At 62.1% G+C, this 18,698-nt stretch carries 12 protein-coding genes; 1 reads left to right on the forward strand and 11 read right to left on the reverse strand.

Annotated features, from left to right (window positions below):
* Positions 1-107 precede the first annotated feature (107 nt).
* The 10 genes from PI990_RS29120 to PI990_RS29165 all read right to left on the reverse strand — a co-directional run bounded on the left by PI990_RS29120 (position 108) and on the right by PI990_RS29165 (position 14,628).
* Positions 108-1,526 (reverse strand): FAD-dependent oxidoreductase, encoded by a 1,419-nt coding sequence (locus PI990_RS29120; protein ID WP_021221336.1) that lies wholly within the window; start codon positions 1,524-1,526, stop codon positions 108-110.
* Between the two features lie 115 nt (positions 1,527-1,641).
* Positions 1,642-6,087, reverse strand: a complete 4,446-nt coding sequence (gltB, locus tag PI990_RS29125) for a glutamate synthase large subunit (protein ID WP_271659250.1) — start codon at positions 6,085-6,087, stop codon at positions 1,642-1,644.
* A 253-nt stretch (positions 6,088-6,340) separates the two neighbouring features.
* Positions 6,341-8,020, reverse strand: coding sequence for an SPOR domain-containing protein (locus PI990_RS29130; RefSeq protein ID WP_184489682.1), 1,680 nt, complete (start codon positions 8,018-8,020; stop codon positions 6,341-6,343).
* Positions 8,021-8,030: 10 nt separating this feature from the next.
* Positions 8,031-9,134, reverse strand: coding sequence for a 3-dehydroquinate synthase (gene aroB / locus PI990_RS29135; RefSeq protein ID WP_184489683.1), 1,104 nt, complete (start codon positions 9,132-9,134; stop codon positions 8,031-8,033).
* Positions 9,135-9,185: 51 nt separating this feature from the next.
* Complete coding sequence (aroK, locus tag PI990_RS29140; RefSeq protein WP_081672329.1) at positions 9,186-9,704, reverse strand: shikimate kinase AroK; 519 nt, start codon at positions 9,702-9,704, stop codon at positions 9,186-9,188.
* 5 nt (positions 9,705-9,709) lie between these two features.
* The gene (gene pilQ, locus PI990_RS29145; protein WP_271659251.1) at positions 9,710-11,791 is read right to left on the reverse strand and encodes a type IV pilus secretin PilQ; all 2,082 of its coding nucleotides are present in this window, start codon (positions 11,789-11,791) and stop codon (positions 9,710-9,712) included.
* 53 nt (positions 11,792-11,844) lie between these two features.
* Entirely contained in the window at positions 11,845-12,375 is a 531-nt protein-coding gene (gene pilP, locus PI990_RS29150) for a type 4a pilus biogenesis lipoprotein PilP (RefSeq protein WP_271659252.1), read from the reverse strand.
* Positions 12,372-12,995, reverse strand: a complete 624-nt coding sequence (gene pilO, locus PI990_RS29155) for a type 4a pilus biogenesis protein PilO (protein ID WP_271659253.1) — start codon at positions 12,993-12,995, stop codon at positions 12,372-12,374. The genes pilP and pilO overlap by 4 nt, the downstream gene beginning before the upstream one ends.
* Positions 12,992-13,564, reverse strand: coding sequence for a PilN domain-containing protein (locus PI990_RS29160; RefSeq protein WP_271659254.1), 573 nt, complete (start codon positions 13,562-13,564; stop codon positions 12,992-12,994). The genes pilO and PI990_RS29160 overlap by 4 nt, the downstream gene beginning before the upstream one ends.
* On the reverse strand, positions 13,564-14,628 hold the full coding sequence (locus tag PI990_RS29165) for a pilus assembly protein PilM (protein ID WP_021221345.1): 1,065 nt from the start codon (positions 14,626-14,628) through the stop codon (positions 13,564-13,566). The genes PI990_RS29160 and PI990_RS29165 overlap by 1 nt, the downstream gene beginning before the upstream one ends.
* Positions 14,629-14,812: 184 nt before the next feature.
* Between PI990_RS29165 and PI990_RS29170 the strand changes: the two genes are divergently transcribed.
* On the forward strand, positions 14,813-17,233 hold the full coding sequence (locus tag PI990_RS29170; RefSeq protein ID WP_271661372.1) for a penicillin-binding protein 1A: 2,421 nt from the start codon (positions 14,813-14,815) through the stop codon (positions 17,231-17,233).
* Between the two features lie 113 nt (positions 17,234-17,346).
* On the opposite strand, the gene PI990_RS29175 is transcribed toward PI990_RS29170, so the two are convergent.
* Positions 17,347-18,615, reverse strand: a complete 1,269-nt coding sequence (locus tag PI990_RS29175) for a malic enzyme-like NAD(P)-binding protein (RefSeq protein WP_271659255.1) — start codon at positions 18,613-18,615, stop codon at positions 17,347-17,349.
* Positions 18,616-18,698 lie beyond the last annotated feature (83 nt).

Raw genomic sequence — 18,698 nt, forward strand, 5'->3', positions numbered from 1 at the left:
CCGGGTCGGCACCGCCGGTGGATGCAAAGAGCGGCATCCACCCTACGCCCCTTCCAGCTTCAGGCTTCAGGCTTCAGGCTTCAGGCTTCAGGCTTCAGGCTTCAGGCTCAGACCCCCAGATAATCGAGGATGCCTTCGGCAGCGTTGCGGCCTTCGAAGATCGCCGTCACCACCAGGTCGGAACCGCGGACCATGTCGCCGCCGGCGAAGATCTTCGGGTTGCTGGTCTGGTGCTTGAACGGGTTCTGCTCGGGGGCGACCACACGGCCCTGGCTGTCGATGCTGATGTCGAACTGCTCGAACCAGGAAGCCGGGCTCGGGCGGAAGCCGAAGGCGATCAGCACGGCTTCCGCCGGAATGATCTCCTCGGAGCCCGGGATCGGCTCGGGGCTGCGACGGCCACGGGCGTCCGGCTCGCCGAGACGGGTCTCGACCACCTTGACGCCTTCCACCTTGTCTTCGCCGACGATGGCGATGGGCTGGCGGTTGAAGAGGAATTTCACGCCCTCTTCCTTGGCGTTCTTCACCTCTTTGCGCGAGCCGGGCATGTTTTCTTCGTCGCGGCGGTAGGCGCAGGTCACCGACTTGGCGCCCTGACGGATGGAGGTGCGGTTGCAGTCCATCGCGGTGTCGCCGCCGCCGAGGACGACGACGCGCTTGCCCTTCATGTCGATGAAGTCTTCCGGCGCCTTTTCGAAACCAAGGTTGCGATTGACGTTGGCGATGAGGAAGTCGAGCGCGTCGTGCACGCCCGGCAGGTCTTCGCCCGGGAAGCCGCCCTTCATGTAGGTGTAGGTGCCCATGCCCATGAACACGGCGTCGTACTCATCCAGCAGTTGCTGCATGGTGACGTCCTTGCCGATCTCGGTGTTCAGGCGGAACTCGACGCCCATGCCGGTGAAAACTTCACGGCGGCGGCTGAGGACGGTCTTCTCCAGCTTGAATTCGGGAATGCCGAAGGTCAGCAGGCCACCGATCTCGGGGTTCTTGTCGAACACCACCGGGGTCACGCCGTTGCGCACCAGGATGTCGGCACAGCCGAGGCCGGCCGGGCCCGCACCGATGACGGCGACGCGCTTGCCGGTGGGCTTGACCTTGGACATGTCCGGGCGCCAGCCCATGGCGAAGGCGGTGTCGGTGATGTACTTCTCCACCGAGCCGATGGTGACCGCGCCGAAACCGTCGTTGAGGGTGCAGGCACCTTCGCAGAGGCGGTCCTGCGGGCACACGCGGCCGCAGACTTCCGGCAGGGTGTTGGTCTGGTGGGACAGTTCGGCGGCGGCCAGGATATTGCCTTCCGAAACCAGCTTCAGCCAGTTCGGAATGAAGTTGTGCACCGGGCACTTCCACTCGCAATAGGGGTTGCCGCAACCGAGGCAACGGTGCGCCTGGTCAGCCGCTTGCTGCGGCTTGAACAGGTCATGGATCTCGACGAATTCGCGCTTGCGCTGACGCAGCAGCTTCTTCTTCGGATCCTTGCGCCCGACCTCGATGAACTGGAAGTCGTTGTTCAGACGTTCAGTCATTTGAAAAACCTCTTAACAGCAGCGGCAAGCTACAAGTTGCAAGCTGCAAGACTCATCACGGTTAGCCAGCGGGCCCGGCGTGCATCACGCTCGGGCTCGCGGCTTGGGCTGCTTGTTATTGCGGGTTGGCTCGGGTGCTGGAGAGCAGCGACGCCAGGTTCGCGGCCTTGGGCTTGACCAGCCAGAACTTGCGCAGGTAGTCGTCCAGGTTCTCCAGCAGGTGGGCGCCCCACTCGCTTTCGGTTTCCTTGACGTACTCGGCCAGCACGCTTTGCAGGTGGCTGCGGTAAGCCTCCATCGCCTCGTTGCTGATGCGCTGGATTTCCACCAGTTCGTGGTTGACCCGGTCGACGAAGCTGTTGTCCAGGTCGAGCACGTAGGCGAAGCCGCCGGTCATGCCCGAGCCGAAGTTGTAGCCGGTCTTGCCGAGGACGCAGACGAAGCCGCCGGTCATGTATTCGCAGCAGTGGTCGCCGGTGCCTTCCACTACGGTGTGGGCGCCGGAGTTGCGCACGGCGAAACGCTCACCTGCGGTGCCGGCGGCGAACAGCTTGCCGCCAGTGGCACCGTACAGGCAGGTGTTGCCGATGATGGCCGACTCCTGGGTCTTGAACGGGCTGCCCTTGGGCGGGGTGATGACCAGCTTACCGCCAGTCATGCCCTTGCCGACGTAGTCGTTGGCGTCGCCTTCGAGGTACAGGTTCAGGCCACCGGCGTTCCACACGCCGAAGCTCTGGCCCGCCGTGCCCTTGAAGCGGAAGGTGATCGGCGCCTTGGCCATGCCCTGGTTGCCGTGCACACGGGCGATTTCGCCGGAGACACGGGCACCGATGGAACGGTCGCAGTTGCAGATATCCAGGGCGAACTCGGCGCCGCTCTTGGCGTCGATGGCAGCCTTGGCCATCTCGACCATCTTCTCGGCCAGCAGGCCCTGGTCGAACGGAGGGTTCTTCTCGACTTCACAGAACTGCGGCTTGTCGGCCGGGACCTTGTCGCTGCCCAGCAGCGGGGACAGGTCCAGGTGGCCTTGCTTCTCGGTCTCGCCGGGGAGCATTTCCAGCAGGTCGGTACGGCCGATCAGCGCGCCCAGGCTCGGCACACCGAGCTTGGCCAGCCACTCGCGGGTGTCTTCGGCGACGTAGGTGAAGTAGTTGGTGACCATCTCGACGGTGCCGATGAAGTGGTCCTTGCGCAGCTTGTCGTTCTGGGTGGCGACGCCTGTGGCGCAGTTGTTCAGGTGGCAGATGCGCAGGTACTTGCAGCCCAGGGCGACCATCGGGCCGGTGCCGAAGCCGAAGCTCTCGGCGCCGAGGATGGCGGCCTTGATCACGTCGAGGCCGGTCTTCAGGCCACCGTCGGTCTGTACCCGGACCTTGCCGCGCAGGTCGTTGCCGCGCAGGGTCTGGTGGGTTTCGGCGAGGCCGAGCTCCCAGGGGCTGCCGGCGTACTTGATGGAGCTCAGCGGCGATGCGCCGGTGCCGCCGTCGTAGCCGGAGATGGTGATCAGGTCGGCATAGGCCTTGGCCACGCCGGCGGCGATGGTGCCGACACCGGCTTCCGCCACCAGCTTCACCGAGACCAGCGCCTTGGGGTTGACCTGCTTGAGGTCGAAGATCAGCTGCGACAGGTCTTCGATGGAGTAGATGTCGTGGTGCGGCGGCGGCGAGATCAGGGTCACGCCGGGAACCGCATAGCGCAGCTTGGCGATCAGGCCGTTGACCTTGCCACCGGGCAGCTGGCCGCCTTCGCCGGGCTTGGCGCCCTGGGCGACCTTGATCTGCAGCACTTCGGCGTTGACCAGGTACTCGGGGGTGACGCCGAAGCGGCCGGTGGCGACCTGCTTGATCTTGGAGCTGCGCACGGTGCCGTAGCGCGCCGGGTCTTCACCGCCCTCACCGGAGTTGGAGCGGCCGCCGAGGCGGTTCATCGCCTCGGCCAGGGCCTCGTGGGCTTCCGGCGACAGGGCGCCGAGGGAGATGCCGGCCGCGTCGAAGCGCTTGAAGATGGCGTCCAGCGGCTCGACCTGATCCAGGGACAGCGGCTGCTCGGCGAGTTTCACCTTGAGCAGGTCGCGCAGCATCGACACAGGGCGGTTGTCCACCAGGGCGGCGTATTCCTTGTACTTCTCGTAGTTGCCCTGCTGCACGGCGGCCTGCAGGGTGTTCACCACGTCGGGGTTGTAGGCGTGGTATTCGCCGCCGTAGACGAACTTCAACAGGCCGCCCTGCTGGATCGGCTTGCGGTTGTTCCAGGCCTCATTGGCGAGCAGCTTCTGCTCGGCCTCGATGTCGACGAAGCGCGCACCCTTGATGCGGCTGGCAACGCCACGGTAGCTGAGCTCGACCACTTCCTCGGACAGGCCGACGGCTTCGAACAGCTGCGCACCGCGGTAGGAGGCGATGGTGGAGATGCCCATCTTCGAGAGGATCTTCAGCAGGCCCTTGGAGATGCCCTTGCGGTAGTGCTTGAAGACTTCGTAGAGATCGCCCAGGACTTCGCCGGTGCGGATCAGGTCGGCCAGCACTTCGTAGGCCAGGTAGGGGTAGACGGCGGAAGCGCCGAAGCCCACCAGGACGGCAAAGTGGTGCGGGTCACGCGCGGTGGCGGTCTCGACCAGGATGTTGCAGTCGCAACGCAGGCCTTTCTCGGTCAGGCGGTGGTGCACCGCGCCAACGGCCAGGGAGGCGTGGGCCGGGAGCTTGCCGGGGGCGATGTGGCGGTCGGTGAGGACCAGCAGCACCTTGCCGGAGCGCACGGCTTCTTCGGCCTGGTCGGCGATGTTGCGCACGGCGGCTTCGAGGCCGACGGACTCGTCGTAGTTGAGGTCGATGACCTGGCGCTCGAAGCCTTCGCGGTCGAGGCTCATCAGCGCACGCCACTTGGCGGGGGAGATCACCGGGCTGCTGAGGATCACGCGGGTGGCGTGCTCGCGGGACTCGGAGAAGATGTTGCGCTCGGCGCCCAGGCAGATTTCCAGGGACATCACGATGGCTTCGCGCAGCGGGTCGATCGGCGGGTTGGTGACCTGCGCGAACTGCTGGCGGAAGTAGTCGTAGGTGGAGCGCACACGACGCGAGAGCACGGCCATCGGGGTGTCGTCGCCCATGGAGCCGACGGCTTCCTGACCCTGCTCACCGAGCGGGCGCAGGACCTGATCACGCTCCTCGAAGGTGACCTGGTACATCTTCATGTACTGCTTCAGCTGGTCACTGTCGTAGCTGGCCACGCCATGGTCGTCGTCGAGCTTGGCCTGGATGCGCACGGCGCTCTGGCGCAGCCACTGCTTGTAGGGGTGGCGCGACTTGAGGCGGTTGTCGATGTCGTCGGTGGTCAGGACCTGGCCGGTCTCGGTGTCCACAGCGAGGATCTGGCCCGGGCCGACGCGGCCCTTGGCGATCACGTCCTCGGGCTTGTAGTCCCAGACGCCGATCTCGGACGCCAGGGTGATGTAGCCGTTGCTGGTGGTGACCCAGCGGGCCGGGCGCAGGCCGTTGCGGTCGAGCAGGCAGACGGCGTGGCGGCCGTCGGTCAGCACGACGCCGGCGGGGCCGTCCCAGGGCTCCATGTGCATGGAGTTGTATTCGTAGAAGGCACGCAGGTCGGCGTCCATGGTCTCGACGTTCTGCCAGGCCGGCGGAATGATCATGCGCAGGCCGCGGAACAGGTCGATGCCGCCGGTGACCATCAGCTCGAGCATGTTGTCCATGCTGGAGGAGTCGGAACCGACGCGGTTGACCAGCGGGCCGAGCTCGTCGATATCGGGCAGCTGGTCGTTGGCGAACTTGGTGCGACGGGCCAGGGCCCAGTTGCGGTTGCCGGTGATGGTGTTGATCTCGCCGTTGTGGGCGAGGAAGCGGAAGGGCTGCGCCAGCGGCCACTTCGGCAGGGTGTTGGTGGAGAAGCGCTGGTGGAAGACGCAGATGGCGGTCTGCAGGCGTTCGTCACCCAGGTCCGGGTAGAACTGCTGCAGGTCGGCCGGCATCATCAGGCCTTTGTAGATGATGGTCTTGTGCGAAAAGCTGCAGATGTAGTGCTCGCTGTCGTCGGCGTTGGCCACCGAGGAACGACGGCGGGCGCTGAACAGCTTGATGGCCATTTCCTGGTCGGAGAGGCCTTCACCGCCGATGAACACCTGCTCGATCTGCGGCAGGCGCTCCAGCGCCAGGCGACCGAGGACGCTGGTGTCGGTAGGCACCTTGCGCCAGCCGATCAGCGTGAGGCCGGCGGCTTCGATCTCGCGGTTCATGTTGGCACGGGCGGCTTCGGCGCGGGCCTGGTCCTGGTTCAGGAAGACCATGCCGACGGCGTATTGAGCCGGCAGTTCGACCGCGAACTCGGCCTTGGCCGTGGCACGCAGGAACAGATCGGGTTTCTGGATCAGCAGGCCGCAACCGTCACCGGTCTTGCCGTCGGCGTTGATACCGCCGCGGTGGGTCATGCAGGTCAGTGCTTCGATAGCGGTTTGCAAAAGATGGTGGCTTGCCTCGCCTTGCATATGGGCGATCAAGCCGAAACCGCAGTTATCCTTGAACTCATCAGGATGGTACAGACCTGCTTTCATAGGGAACTCTCACCAGGAACTGCCTTGTTAAAAAGGCAAAATTGCTTTGTAGTTCAACCACTTACCACACGCGCAGGACTAGGCGCCAGCTTTGCGCAGGCAAAAGGGAGGTCATTGTACATATCCACCTGGCTCGTCACAAATCTTCACGACGATCTAATGAAAGTTTATGTCGCCAAACAGAAGGATTAGACCGGAAGGTCGTGCTATCGACCCTCCGGTCACGGAGGCGGGAGGGAGGGGACGCCCACTGTCAGCGGGCGATTTCCTGCTGGATGCTGGCGAAGCTCTTGGGCCAGGGCTTGCCGGCCTGGACCTTGGCGGGAAGGCCCTTGATCGCGGCCTGGGCGGCGTTGCGACTGGCGAAGTTGCCGTAGGTGACGACGTACAGCGGTTTACCCTGGTGGACCTTCTTGAAGTAACGGTACTCGCCGCCATTCTGCTGGACGAACGCCTTGGCGCTGCCTTCGGAGCTGGTGCCGAGAATCTGCACGGCATAGTGGCCGCCAGCCTGGGAGCGGTACCAACCATCACCTGCACCGGCGGATGCGGTGCCGGCGCTGGCCACAGTCGGCGCGGCAGCAGGCTTGACTGCGACAGGCTTCTCGGCCGGCTTGGCGGGCGGGGTGGCCGCAACGGCGGGCTTCGCAGGTGCTGCCGGAACCGCAGCAGGTGCGGACGAAGCCGAGGTCGGCGCCGTGGCGATCGGCTGGATAGGTTTGACCGCCGCTGGCTGCTGGGTAATCACCGGAGCCGGCGGCACGGCCGGAGCGGCACCTGCAACGGCGCCAACGGGCGGCGCTACCGTGGTGACGGTCGGCGGGATGGTCGCCTGAGAACCGGGCTGGGCACCGCCGTCATCGAGATCATCCTGGCCAGCGGCCTGGGCCAGCGGTTCACGGATCACCGGCTGGGCCTCGCCCACTAGGGGCAACGGCAGCGGTTGCGAGGAGCCGGCGAACTCGACGGCAGGTGCACCGCCCGGCGCCGGGGCCTGGCCAGCGGGCGCTTCAGCAGCGGGTGCCGGCTGCTGCCCCATGGGCAGTTGCGCAGTGGTGGGCTGGTTGGAAGCCGGGCTATCCGAGCGATTCTGCATCGCCAAGGCCGCAACCACGCCAATCGCGACGACCCCCAGTGCCAGCAGGTGCTTCTTCGGTAGATTCAAGCTGAACCCTCCTTTGCGCGAGGCCCCCCGCTCGGCGAGCATGGCCTCGACCAACAGTTCACGAGCGGACTGATTGATGCCGCCGGGCCAACCACCGGATTGCAGATGAACGTCCTCGATCTGCTCTTCGGTCAGCAGCTCAATCCCCTGTCCGGCGCCCTCGAGCCGCTGCGCCAGATATTCGCGGGTTTCGTCCTCGCTGTAGGGCAGAAGTTCAATGGCGTGGAAACGTTCTTCACCATCGGCCAGCAGTTCCAGGCGCGGCAGCAGGCTGGAATCAGCGAAGAGAAACACGTGCGGGCGCGCTTCACTGTTGCCCGCAGCCAGTGCCAGCAGGTTGTCGAGGCCTGCATCGTCGAGTTCTTCGGCATCGTCCACCAGCAGGTAGACCTCCTGGCCGGTCAGCGCCAGCTGCCCGACCTGGGCAAGGATGGAGCGCGAGTCGGTCTGCGCCACACCCACCCCCTGGGCGACCAAACGCATCAGGCCACCGGCCTCGGCTGCGCCACGGGCGGATATCACCACGCTTTGCACCGCCTGCTTGTTGGTGCTGGCGACCAGCGCCTGGCGCAGCAGGGTCTTGCCGCTGCCCTGGGGACCGGTCACCACCAGCAGCAGCTGGCTGTAGCGGGCCAGGTGATGCAGCTGCCCCAGCACCGGCTTGCGCTGGGCGGGATAGAACTTGAAGCCGGGTACCCGCGCGGCGAAGGGGTCGTGGGTGAATTGGTAGTGGGCCAGGAAGGCCTCATCGGCGTGCAGGCTGGTCATGGGACTCTTTTTACTCTCCAAGCTGGTCAGCCAGGGCGCGGTAGTCCGCGCTCAGGGTGTCGTCCAGAATATTTCGCGGGTAATCCGCCGTCACATCGGCCTCGCCGATCGCGCGCAACAGCACCAGGCGCAGCTGACCGTCGAGGACCTTCTTATCAACTGCCATGTGCTCGAGGAACTGCGCAGGCGTCATTTCCTCCGGCGGCACGATGGGCAGGCCGGCATCGCGCAGCAGGCGGATCGAACGATCACGCTCCTCTTCGCTGATCCAGCCCAGGCGCCGGGACATCTCCAGGGCCATCACCGTACCGGCCGAAACCGCCTCGCCATGCAACCAGACGCCATAGCCCATGTGGGTCTCGATGGCGTGGCCGAAGGTATGGCCGAGGTTGAGGGTGGCACGCACGCCGGACTCGCGCTCATCGGCACCCACTACACGCGCCTTGGCGGCGCAGGACCGCTCGATGGCTTCGGTCAGGGGTTCCTGTTCCAGGCTGCGCAGGGCTGGCATGTGCTCTTTCAGCCAGGGCAGGAAAGGCTCATCGCAGATCAGGCCGTATTTGATCACTTCGGCGAGGCCGGCGGAGAGCTCGCGCGGCGCAAGCGTGCGCAGCGTCGCAGTATCGATGATCACCGCCTGGGGCTGGTAGAAGGCACCGACCATGTTCTTGCCCAGCGGGTGGTTGATACCCGTCTTGCCACCCACCGAGGAATCCACCTGGGACAACAGCGTCGTGGGCACCTGGATGAAGTCGACGCCGCGCTGGTAGCAGGCCGCCGCAAAGCCAGCCATGTCGCCGATCACCCCACCACCCAGGGCAATGATGGTGGTACGACGGTCATGACGCGCCGTGAGCAGGCCGTCGAAGATCAGCTGCAGGGTTTCCCAGTTCTTGAAGGCTTCGCCATCGGGCAGCACGATCGGCTGCACCTTGTAGGCGGAAAGCGTGCGGGTCAGCTGTTCGAGGTAGAGCGGGGCGACGGTCTCGTTGGTGACGATTGCCACCTGCTTGCCGGCGATGTGGGGCGCGAAAAGCTCGACCTGCGACAGCAGGCCAGCGCCGATATGGATGGGATAACTACGCTCGCCAAGATCGACCTGAAGTGTCCGCATGGGGCCCCCGCTATGAAAAGGGCACTAGGATAGCGCAGTTCCGCCCCTGCTTTAACGGGGTGGCAGTGCCTGCAATCGTTCGAGTATCTCCTGCACCACCATGCGCGGCGGCCGCTCGTCGGTCTCGATGATGATGTCAGCGATTTCGCGGTAGAGGGGATCGCGGATAGCCATGAGGTCGCGCAGCACTCGGCCTGGATCAGCAGTGCGCAGCAAAGGCCGGTTGCGGTCGCGGGAAGTGCGGTCGATCTGCTGCTCCACCGAGGTGTGCAGATAGACCACGCGGCCGCCACCCCTAAGCGCTTCCCGATTGGCAGGGCGCAAGACAGCACCGCCACCGGTCGCAACTACCACCCCATCAGCGAGGCAGAGCTCTTCCAGCATCGACTGCTCGCGATCGCGAAAGCCCTGCTCGCCCTCGACATCGAATATCCAGGGGATGTCCGCGCCCGTCCGCTGCTCGATTTCCTTATCGGAATCCTTGAAGGGCAGGCGCAGTTCTTTGGCAAGCAAACGCCCGATGGTGCTCTTTCCAGCTCCCATCGGGCCAACGAGGATCAAATTACGCACTGATGTCAGCGACTCACCGCAATAGCCTGGTTGTTCATGATACGCGGGGTGAGGAAGACCAGCAGCTCGGATTTACTATCTTCCACCACGTCACGCTTGAACATACGTCCCAGGTAGGGAAGATCGCCAAGGAAGGGAACCTTGTCAGTCGTTTTGGTTTGCGTATTGGAAAAGACACCGCCGATCACGATCGTCTCGCCGTCGCTTACCAGAACCTTTGCATTGACCTCGTTCTTGTTGATAGGGGGAACGCCATTGACTTGCCGGGAGAAGTCCGGGGCATCCTTCGTCACCTTGACTTCCATGATAATGCGGTTGTCTGGCGTGATTTGAGGTGTCACTTCAAGGGACAGCGCAGCCTCTTTGAACGACACGGTAGTCGCGCCACTTGAACTGGCTTCCTGGTAGGGAATCTCGGCCCCTTTCAATATCTTCGCAGTCTCTTTATCGGAGGTGACTACCTTGGGCTGAGATACGATCTCGCCATTACCGGTTTTCTCCATCGCAGAGAGTTCGAGATCGAGAATCGTATTGTCTGTTACGAAACCAATACCAATGGAGGAGCTAGCATTAGAGACCCCCATGTCAACAAACGTTCCTAGGGCAGTATTGGGACTGGTATTTCCGCCGCCGACCCGGTTACCCCCATCCCCGCCGATAACAAAATTATTGTCACCAACACGGGCACCACGCCAGTTCACACCGAGCGATTTATCATAGTCCACATTAGCTTCAACAATACGGGCCTCAATCATTACTTGGCGAACCGGAATGTCCAGCTGGGCCACAATACGTCGCAGCTCGTCTAGCTTATCTTGAGTCTGATAGGCAATGATGCTGTTAGTACGATCATCAACAGTAACGGAGCCACGCTCATCACTGCCAGCAGTCTCGTCGCCGCTGGTGACAGACTGGAATAGCTTGGCGATGTCTGCGGCCTTGGCATAGTTCACCTGAATGAGCTCACGGCGCAGTGGTGCCAGTTCGGCAATCTGCTTCTGAGATTCAAGTTCCTGGCGCTCACGCGCAGCGATCTCGTCTGCCGGCGCAACCAGCAGTACGTTACCGACCTTGCGCTTATCAAGGCCCTTGGTCTTCAGGACGAGATCCAACGCCTGATCCCAGGGCACATTCTGCAGACGCAGTGTGATATTGCCTTGAACGGTATCCGAGGCCACCAGGTTGAGATCGGTGAAATCGGCGATCAACTGCAGCACCGAACGCACATCGATGTCCTGGAAGTTCAGCGACAGCTTCTCACCGGAGTAGGCAAAACGTTCGCTCTTGCGCTTCTCGACATCATCCTGCGTCAGTGGCTTGATGCTGACGGTAAGCTTGTTATCGGTCTGATACGCCAGGTAGTCGTAATAGCCAGTGGGCTCGATGGTGATACTCGCATTCCCCGAGGAGCCAGAGGCACTGACGAATTGAACGGGGGTCGCGAAGTCCTTCACATCAAGACGGACACGCAGAGATTCAGGAAGCTGGGTCTTGGAGAAATCGAGGCGGATCTTGCCACCCTGCTCCTGAATATCCGGGCTCACAGTTGGGTCGGACAGGGTGATGACAACATTGCCCTCGCCCTGATCGCCGCGCTGGAAATCGATATTGCTGATCGCCTTTCCGGTCGCTGCAAAAGTCTTAACGGGCGCAGCTGCGACAGGGGCTACCACAGGAGCGGCACTAGCAACTTGCTGACCGGCGACGGCTGCCTCACCGACTATGACGAAGAGATTGTTACCCTCAACACGCGTGCTGTAAGGCACGAGTGTCGCTAGATTGACGATCAATCGAGTACGGTCTTTCGCTTCGACGATAGTGACGCTGCGCGCATTACCAACGCCGAGCTCACGGTTCTTGCTACCCAGCTTGTTGGCCACCCCGGGAAGATCCAGAGCAATGCGCGCCGGCTGCTCGATGGTGTAACCCCGGGGCGCCACAATGGGCTCATCAAAGGCGAGTTTCAGCTCAACCTTGCCGCCGGGCAAAGCCGCTACATCGAGGCCTTGCAGGTCAGCGGCCAGCAGTACTGGCGACAACATGGCGGCCAATAGAGAAATACCGAGGCGCGAAAGCGAGCTGTTCATTATCTGATTCCGTTGTGCAGACCGGTGTTTGTTGTTCATAAGTCACCCCGCCCTTAAGAGCGTTCCTTGAGCGTGAGACTGCGCGGGCGCTCCAGCCAGCCGCCCTCTCCGTCCGGGACTATCTCGACGACGTCAATCTTGGATTCATTGATAGCGATGACTTTGCCATCATTGCGGCCCAGGAAATCGCCAACCCTTATTCGGTGCACCCCACCCGCACCCCGAACAAGCGCGAACATACCTCCCTCATTGGAAAGCGTGCCCACCATCTCGAATGCTTCGATATTGAAGCCTTCAAGGAATTGCTTGACCCGAGTTTCATCCGGGTGCACATCCTTGCTGCCCTTTATCTTGTTCGCAAGATCGATCTTGACCGGTGGCTGGAAAGGGCTACGCAAGGCTGCAGCGCTGTATGTAAATGCCTCATAGGGCTGGAATTTCGGGAGAGGCTCGATCGACCCCTTCGGACGAGCACGAACCTCATCCATGTAGGCTTGAAGATCAGCAAAATCACCACCATTGCCGCAGCCGGAAAGACTAACCAACAGCAGACCAGAAAGAATAAGACGGGTGCTGGTAATCATTTCTGCAGCCCCTTGTCGTTATAGCGATAGGTCTTGGCCAGGATACTCATGCGCAACTGCGTGGTGCTTCCATCATAGGCAGGAGCAATGCTGAAATCATGCAGCGTCACGATGCGGGGAAGGCTGGCAACTCCGCTCACAAAGGTGGCCAGGTCGTGGTACGTCCCCACGACCGATATCTGGATTGGCAGCTCGATATAGAACTGCTGGGCAGCTTCCGGCAGGAGCTTGATCTCCTCGAACTCCAACCCGCTACCAAGACCAGTGCGAGTGATGTCCTCCAGCAAGCCGGGAACTTCGGTATCGCTGGGCAGTTGCCGAAGAAGGGCACCAAAGGAAGTTTCCATTTCCTTCATTTGATCTTTATAGGCTTCGAGGTTGGCCGCCTGGAAAGCCTTTGTCGTGAACTGCTGCTTGAGCGTTTCTTCTTCGGCGCGCTGTTGATCGAGCTGAAGTTCCAGATCCTTGAGATGGAAGTTGTAACCCAGTGCAAGGACAGCTGCGACCAGCAGGACGCAGGCGATTACTTTTACCGCCGCCGGCCAGGAGCCAACGTTGTTGAAGTCGAGGTCATTCAAATCGACCTTGCGGAGACTTTCGAGCGAATCAGCCAAGCTCATTTCTTGGCTCCTTCTGCGTCGGCAGCAGGCTGGGTCTGCTGCACGGTCAACTGGAAGACATTTGCCTGGTCGACCGCGCCGGCAGTAATCGCCTTAACCTCGGTAAGGTTCGGAGCAGTCAACCATTCGGAGGCATCGAGATTACGCATCAGGTTGGAAACCCTGTTGTTGGACTCGGCAGCGCCAACGATGGCGATGCTTTGCCCTTTCATCGCTACGTTCGTGAAGAAGACCCCATCCGGCAACGTGCGCACCAACTGGTCGAAAACGCGACCAATGATGGGGCGGTTGCCCTGCAGGTCCTGAATGATCTTCATCCGCTCGAGCAGTTGCTGGCGACGCGTCTTGAGCTCGCTGATCTCTTTGATCCGAGTGTCCAGCACCGCAATTTCCTTGCGCACGAACTCGTTACGCGCCTGCTGGTTCTCGATCTCGCCGTTCAGGTACTGATCGCCGAGGAAAACCAGGCCGGCCGAGATCACCAGCACACCCGCAAGGGCCACGAGGAATCGCTGCTTGCGTTCCTCGCGCAGCTGCTCCCGCCAGGGGAGTAGGTTGATGCGCGCCATCAGTCGAAACTCCTCATCGCCAGTCCGCAGGCAATCATCAGCGCCGGGGCATCACTGGCCAATGCGCCCGCATTGACCTTGCCACTCAGCGCCATCTCCGCGAAGGGGTTGGCAACCTGGGTAGGAGTGCCGATCTTCTGCTGGATCAGTCGATCCAGATCAGGAATGGACGCCGTGCCACCCGCCAGGAGGATGTAGTCAACATCGTTGAACTGGCCCGCAGCGAAGAAGAACTGCAGCGAACGAGACACTTGCTGGACCACAGCGTCCTTGAACGGCTGCAACACTTCGCTGTCGTAGTCATCCGGAAGACCGCCCTGCTTCTTGGCAAGACCGGCTTCTTCCACGGACAGGCCATAGCGTCGCTGAATCTCCTCGGTGAGCTGACGCCCGCCAAAAAGCTGCTCGCGGCTGTAGATGGTCCGCCCATTGTGCAGAACGCTCAGCGTCGTCATGGTCGCGCCGATATCCACTACCGCGACAGTCAGCTCGTCATGGCCACTGCCCAGCTGCGCAGCGAGCAGCCCATAGGCACGTTCCAGCGCATAGGCTTCGACATCGACGACCTTGGCGGTCAGACCTGCCAGTGCCAGCGCCGCCTCACGGACCTCGACGTTCTCCTTGCGACATGCCGCAAGCAGCACATCAACCCGCTCGGAGTTGCGCGAAGACACACCCTGCACCTCGAAGTCGATGGCGACTTCTTCGAGCGGGTAAGGGATGTACTGGTCCGCCTCGATCTTCAGCTGGTTTTCCAACTCGTCGTCGGAAAGACCGGCATCCATCTCGATGGTCTTGGTGATCACAGCGGAGCCCGCGACGGCAACCGCCACGGATTTTGAGCTGGCTTTCGCTTTGCTCAGAACGCGAGACAACGCCTGGCCGACCCCCTCCAGTTCGGCGATGTTCTTTTCGACCACAGCATTCGGTGGGAGCGGCTCGACGGCGTAGGCCTCTACCTTGTAGCGGCTTCCCGAGCGACTCAATTCAAGGAGCTTGACTGAGGTCGAGCTTATGTCGATCCCCAGCAGCGTATTCGCTTTCTTGTTGAAGAGCCCTAGCACGACCGATTTCCTATCAGCATCCGAGACTTACGGACGATTTATGTTTTTCCACATTAAATAACAGTCTTGACAGAAGCGCAAATGGCGACCCAGGAAAAAAAACGCTTATAATGTGAACAGTTTTTCCCTTTTAAGATCTGCTTCCGCTTAACTCATTCTTTTATCTGGAAATCCAAGAGCCTTGATACGCCTGCTGAAGTTTTTCTGGTGGTCCTGCGTCGCCGTTTTTTGTGGGCTGTTGCTCAGTTTCAGCGGCGCTTACCTCTACCTTAGCCCGACTCTTCCTTCTGTCGATTCCCTACGCAGCATCCAGCTGCAGATCCCGCTGCGCGTGTACAGCAGCGACGGCAAGCTGATCGCCGAATTCGGCGAGATGCGCCGTGCGCCCATCCGCTTCGCGGACATACCACCGGAATTCATCCAGGCATTGTTGGCTGCCGAGGATGACAACTTCGCCAACCATTATGGCGTCGACCTCACCAGTCTGGTGCGCGCTGCCACGCAATTATTGAAAAGTGGTCATATCCAGAGCGGCGGCAGCACCATCACCATGCAGGTGGCGAAGAACTATTTCCTCACCAGCGAGAGAAGTTTCTCCAGAAAGATCAATGAAATACTTCTCGCCCTGCAGATAGAACGGGAGCTCAGCAAGGATGAAATCCTCGAGCTCTACGTAAACAAGATCTACCTCGGCAACCGCGCCTACGGTATCGAAGCTGCCGCCCAGGTGTACTACGGCAAATCGATCCGTGATGTCAGCCTGGCGCAGATGGCGATGATCGCCGGCCTGCCCAAGGCCCCCTCGCGCTTCAACCCGCTCGTCAACCCTGCACGCAGCAAGGAGCGCCGCGACTGGATCCTTGGCCGCATGCTCAAGCTCGGCCGCATCGACCAGGCACGCTACGACCAGGCGATAGCAGAGCCGATCGACGCCAGCTACCACGTACCGACGCCGGAAGTGAACGCGCCCTATGTTGCCGAAATGGCCCGCGCCGAGATGGTCGGCCGCTTCGGCAGCGAGGCTTATACCGAAGGCTTCCGCGTCACCACCACAGTGCCGAGCGACCTGCAGGAAGCGGCCAACAACGCACTGCGCGGCGGGCTGATGGAATACGACCAGCGCCACGGCTATCGTGGCCCGGAATCACGCTTCCCCGGCATGACCCGCGAAAGCTGGACACAGGAACTGGCCAAGCAGCGAACCATTGGCGGCCTGGAGCCGGCGATCGTCACCCAGGTGGAGAAAAGCGGCCTCCTCGTGCTCACCCGTGGCGGCAAGGAAGAAACCGTCGGCTGGGACAGCATGAAATGGGCCCGCCCCTTCCTCAACACCAACAGCCTCGGCCCACGCCCCCAGCAACCGGCCGATGTCGCCCAGGTCGGTGACCTGATCCGCGTCCAGCGCCAGGCCGATGGCAACCTGCTTTTCGTCCAGCAGCCGGCAGCTCAAAGCGCACTGGTATCCCTGGATCCGCAGAACGGCGCAATCCGCTCCCTGGTCGGTGGCTTCTCCTTCGAGCAGAGCAACTACAACCGCGCGGTCCAGGCCAAGCGCCAGCCCGGCTCGAGCTTCAAGCCGTTCCTCTACAGCGCCGCCCTGGACAACGGCTTCACCGCCGCCAGCCTGGTCAACGACGCCCCCATCGTCTTCGTCGACGAGTACCTGGACAAGGTCTGGCGCCCGAAGAACGACAACAACACCTTCCTCGGCCCGATCCGCCTGCGCGAGGCGCTCTACAAGTCACGCAATCTGGTATCGATCCGCCTGTTGCAGGCCGTGGGCATCGAATACGCGCTGAACTACATCAGCCGCTTCGGCTTCAACAAACAGGAACTGCCCCGCAACCTGTCCCTGGCCCTGGGCACCGCCACGTTGACGCCCATGGAGATCGCCAGCGGCTGGAGCACCTTCGCCAACGGCGGTTACAAGATCCAGCCCTACCTGATCGATCGCATCGAAAGCCGCGACGGCAAGGTGATCTTCACCGCCAACCCGCCTTCCGTGCCGAAAGACGACGCGCCGGACACCGAGGTCGCCCAGACGGTCGCCGCACCGGATAGCCGCCTGCCGAGCGTCGAGCATCAGGAGCCGGCGGTAGCCGAGCGCATCGTCGACGCGCGTACCACCTACATCCTCAACAGCATGCTGCAGGACGTGATCAAGCGCGGCACCGGCAGACGCGCACTGTCCATGGGTCGTGGCGACATAGCCGGCAAGACCGGCACCACCAACGAATCCAAGGACAGCTGGTTCTCCGGCTACAACGCCGATTACGTCACCACCGTCTGGGTCGGCTTTGACCAGCCGGAAAGCCTCGGTCGCCACGAGTACGGCGGCACCGTCGCCCTGCCCATCTGGATGACCTACATGAGCGCGGCCCTGAAGGACAAACCGGAGCACGTGCTGCCCGAGCCCGAAGGCATACTCACCCTGCGCATCGACCCCCTGAGCGGCCGCGCCGCCGCGCCAGGTGCACCCAACGCCTTCTTCGAACTGTTCAAGAGCGAGGACTCACCGCCGCCGATGAGCGAGTTCGACCCAGGCATGAGCGCCCCGGGCAGCCCACTGCCCGCAGACGAAGCAGCACCCATCGATCTGTTCTGATCACGGGTGCCAACCAAAAGCCCGCCTCCATGACGGGCTTTTTGCTTCACCCCAGAGAAATAGCAGCCAATAAAAAACCCGCCGTGAGGCGGGTTTTTTCATCGACTGACGGATCAACCGTTGAACACGTCATCCACCGACTTCAGCGGATAGTGTTTCGGGTAGGGCAGGGTCGCCACGCCGGACTCGATGGCAGCCTTGGCCACGGCATCGGAAACGATGGTGATCAGGCGCTTGTCCATGGGCTTCGGAATGATGTACTCACGGCCGAACTCCAGGGAGTCCACGCCGTAGGCATCACACACATCCTTGGGCACCGGCAGCTTGGCCAGGTCACGCAGGGCCAGTGCGGCGGCGATCTTCATCTCTTCGTTGATGCGGGTGGCGCGAACGTCCAGGGCACCACGGAAGATGAAGGGGAAGCCCAACACGTTGTTGACCTGGTTCGGGTAGTCGGAACGACCGGTCGCCATGATCACATCGTTACGGGTCGCGTGGGCCAGCTCCGGCTGGATCTCCGGATCCGGGTTGGAGCAGGCGAAGACGATCGGGTTCGGCGCCATGCGCTTGAGGTCTTCGGCGCTCAGCAGGTTGGCACCCGACAGGCCGACGAACACATCCGCACCTTCCAGCGCGTCCGAGAGGGTGCGCTTGGGTGTTTCATGGGCGAAGACCGCCTTGTACTGGTTCAGATCGTCGCGGCTGGCATGGATCACGCCCTTGCGGTCGATCATGAAGATGTTTTCGACCTTGGCACCCATGCTCACCAGCAGCTTCATGCAGGAGATGGCTGCAGCGCCCGCGCCGAGGCAGACGATCTTGGCTTCCGGCAGGCTCTTGCCGGCGATTTCCAGAGCGTTGAGCATGCCGGCAGCGGTCACGATCGCGGTGCCGTGCTGGTCATCGTGGAAGACCGGGATGTCGCACTGCTCGATCAGGGTGCGCTCGATCTCGAAGCACTCGGGGGCCTTGATGTCTTCGAGGTTGATGCCGCCGAAGGTGATGGAGATGCGCTTGACGGTGTCGATGAAGGCCTGGGGGCTCTCGGCGTCGACTTCGATGTCGAACACATCGACACCGGCGAAGCGCTTGAACAGCACGCCTTTACCTTCCATGACCGGCTTGGAGGCCAGCGGGCCGAGGTTACCCAGACCGAGGATCGCGGTGCCGTCGGAGATCACTGCCACCAGGTTGCCCTTGCCGGTGTACTTAAAGGCCAGCTCCGGATCGCGGGCGATCTCGCGGACGGGCTCGGCCACACCCGGGCTGTAGGCCAGCGACAGGTCGCGGGCGGTGGCGGTCGGCTTGGTCAGCTCGACGCTGAGTTTCCCGGGACGGGGCTGGGCGTGGTACTCGAGAGCGGCAGTTTTCAGATCAGACATTTTGGCATTCCGCTTTTACTGTTGTGACAGACGGACGGGCGAGGATACGCAAGATACCGGGGGGCGACAAGACTGTTCAGTCA

It is taken from the genome of Pseudomonas sp. TUM22785 (assembly GCF_028198105.1).
In the GTDB taxonomy this organism is placed as follows: Bacteria; Pseudomonadota; Gammaproteobacteria; order Pseudomonadales; family Pseudomonadaceae; genus Metapseudomonas; species Metapseudomonas solani.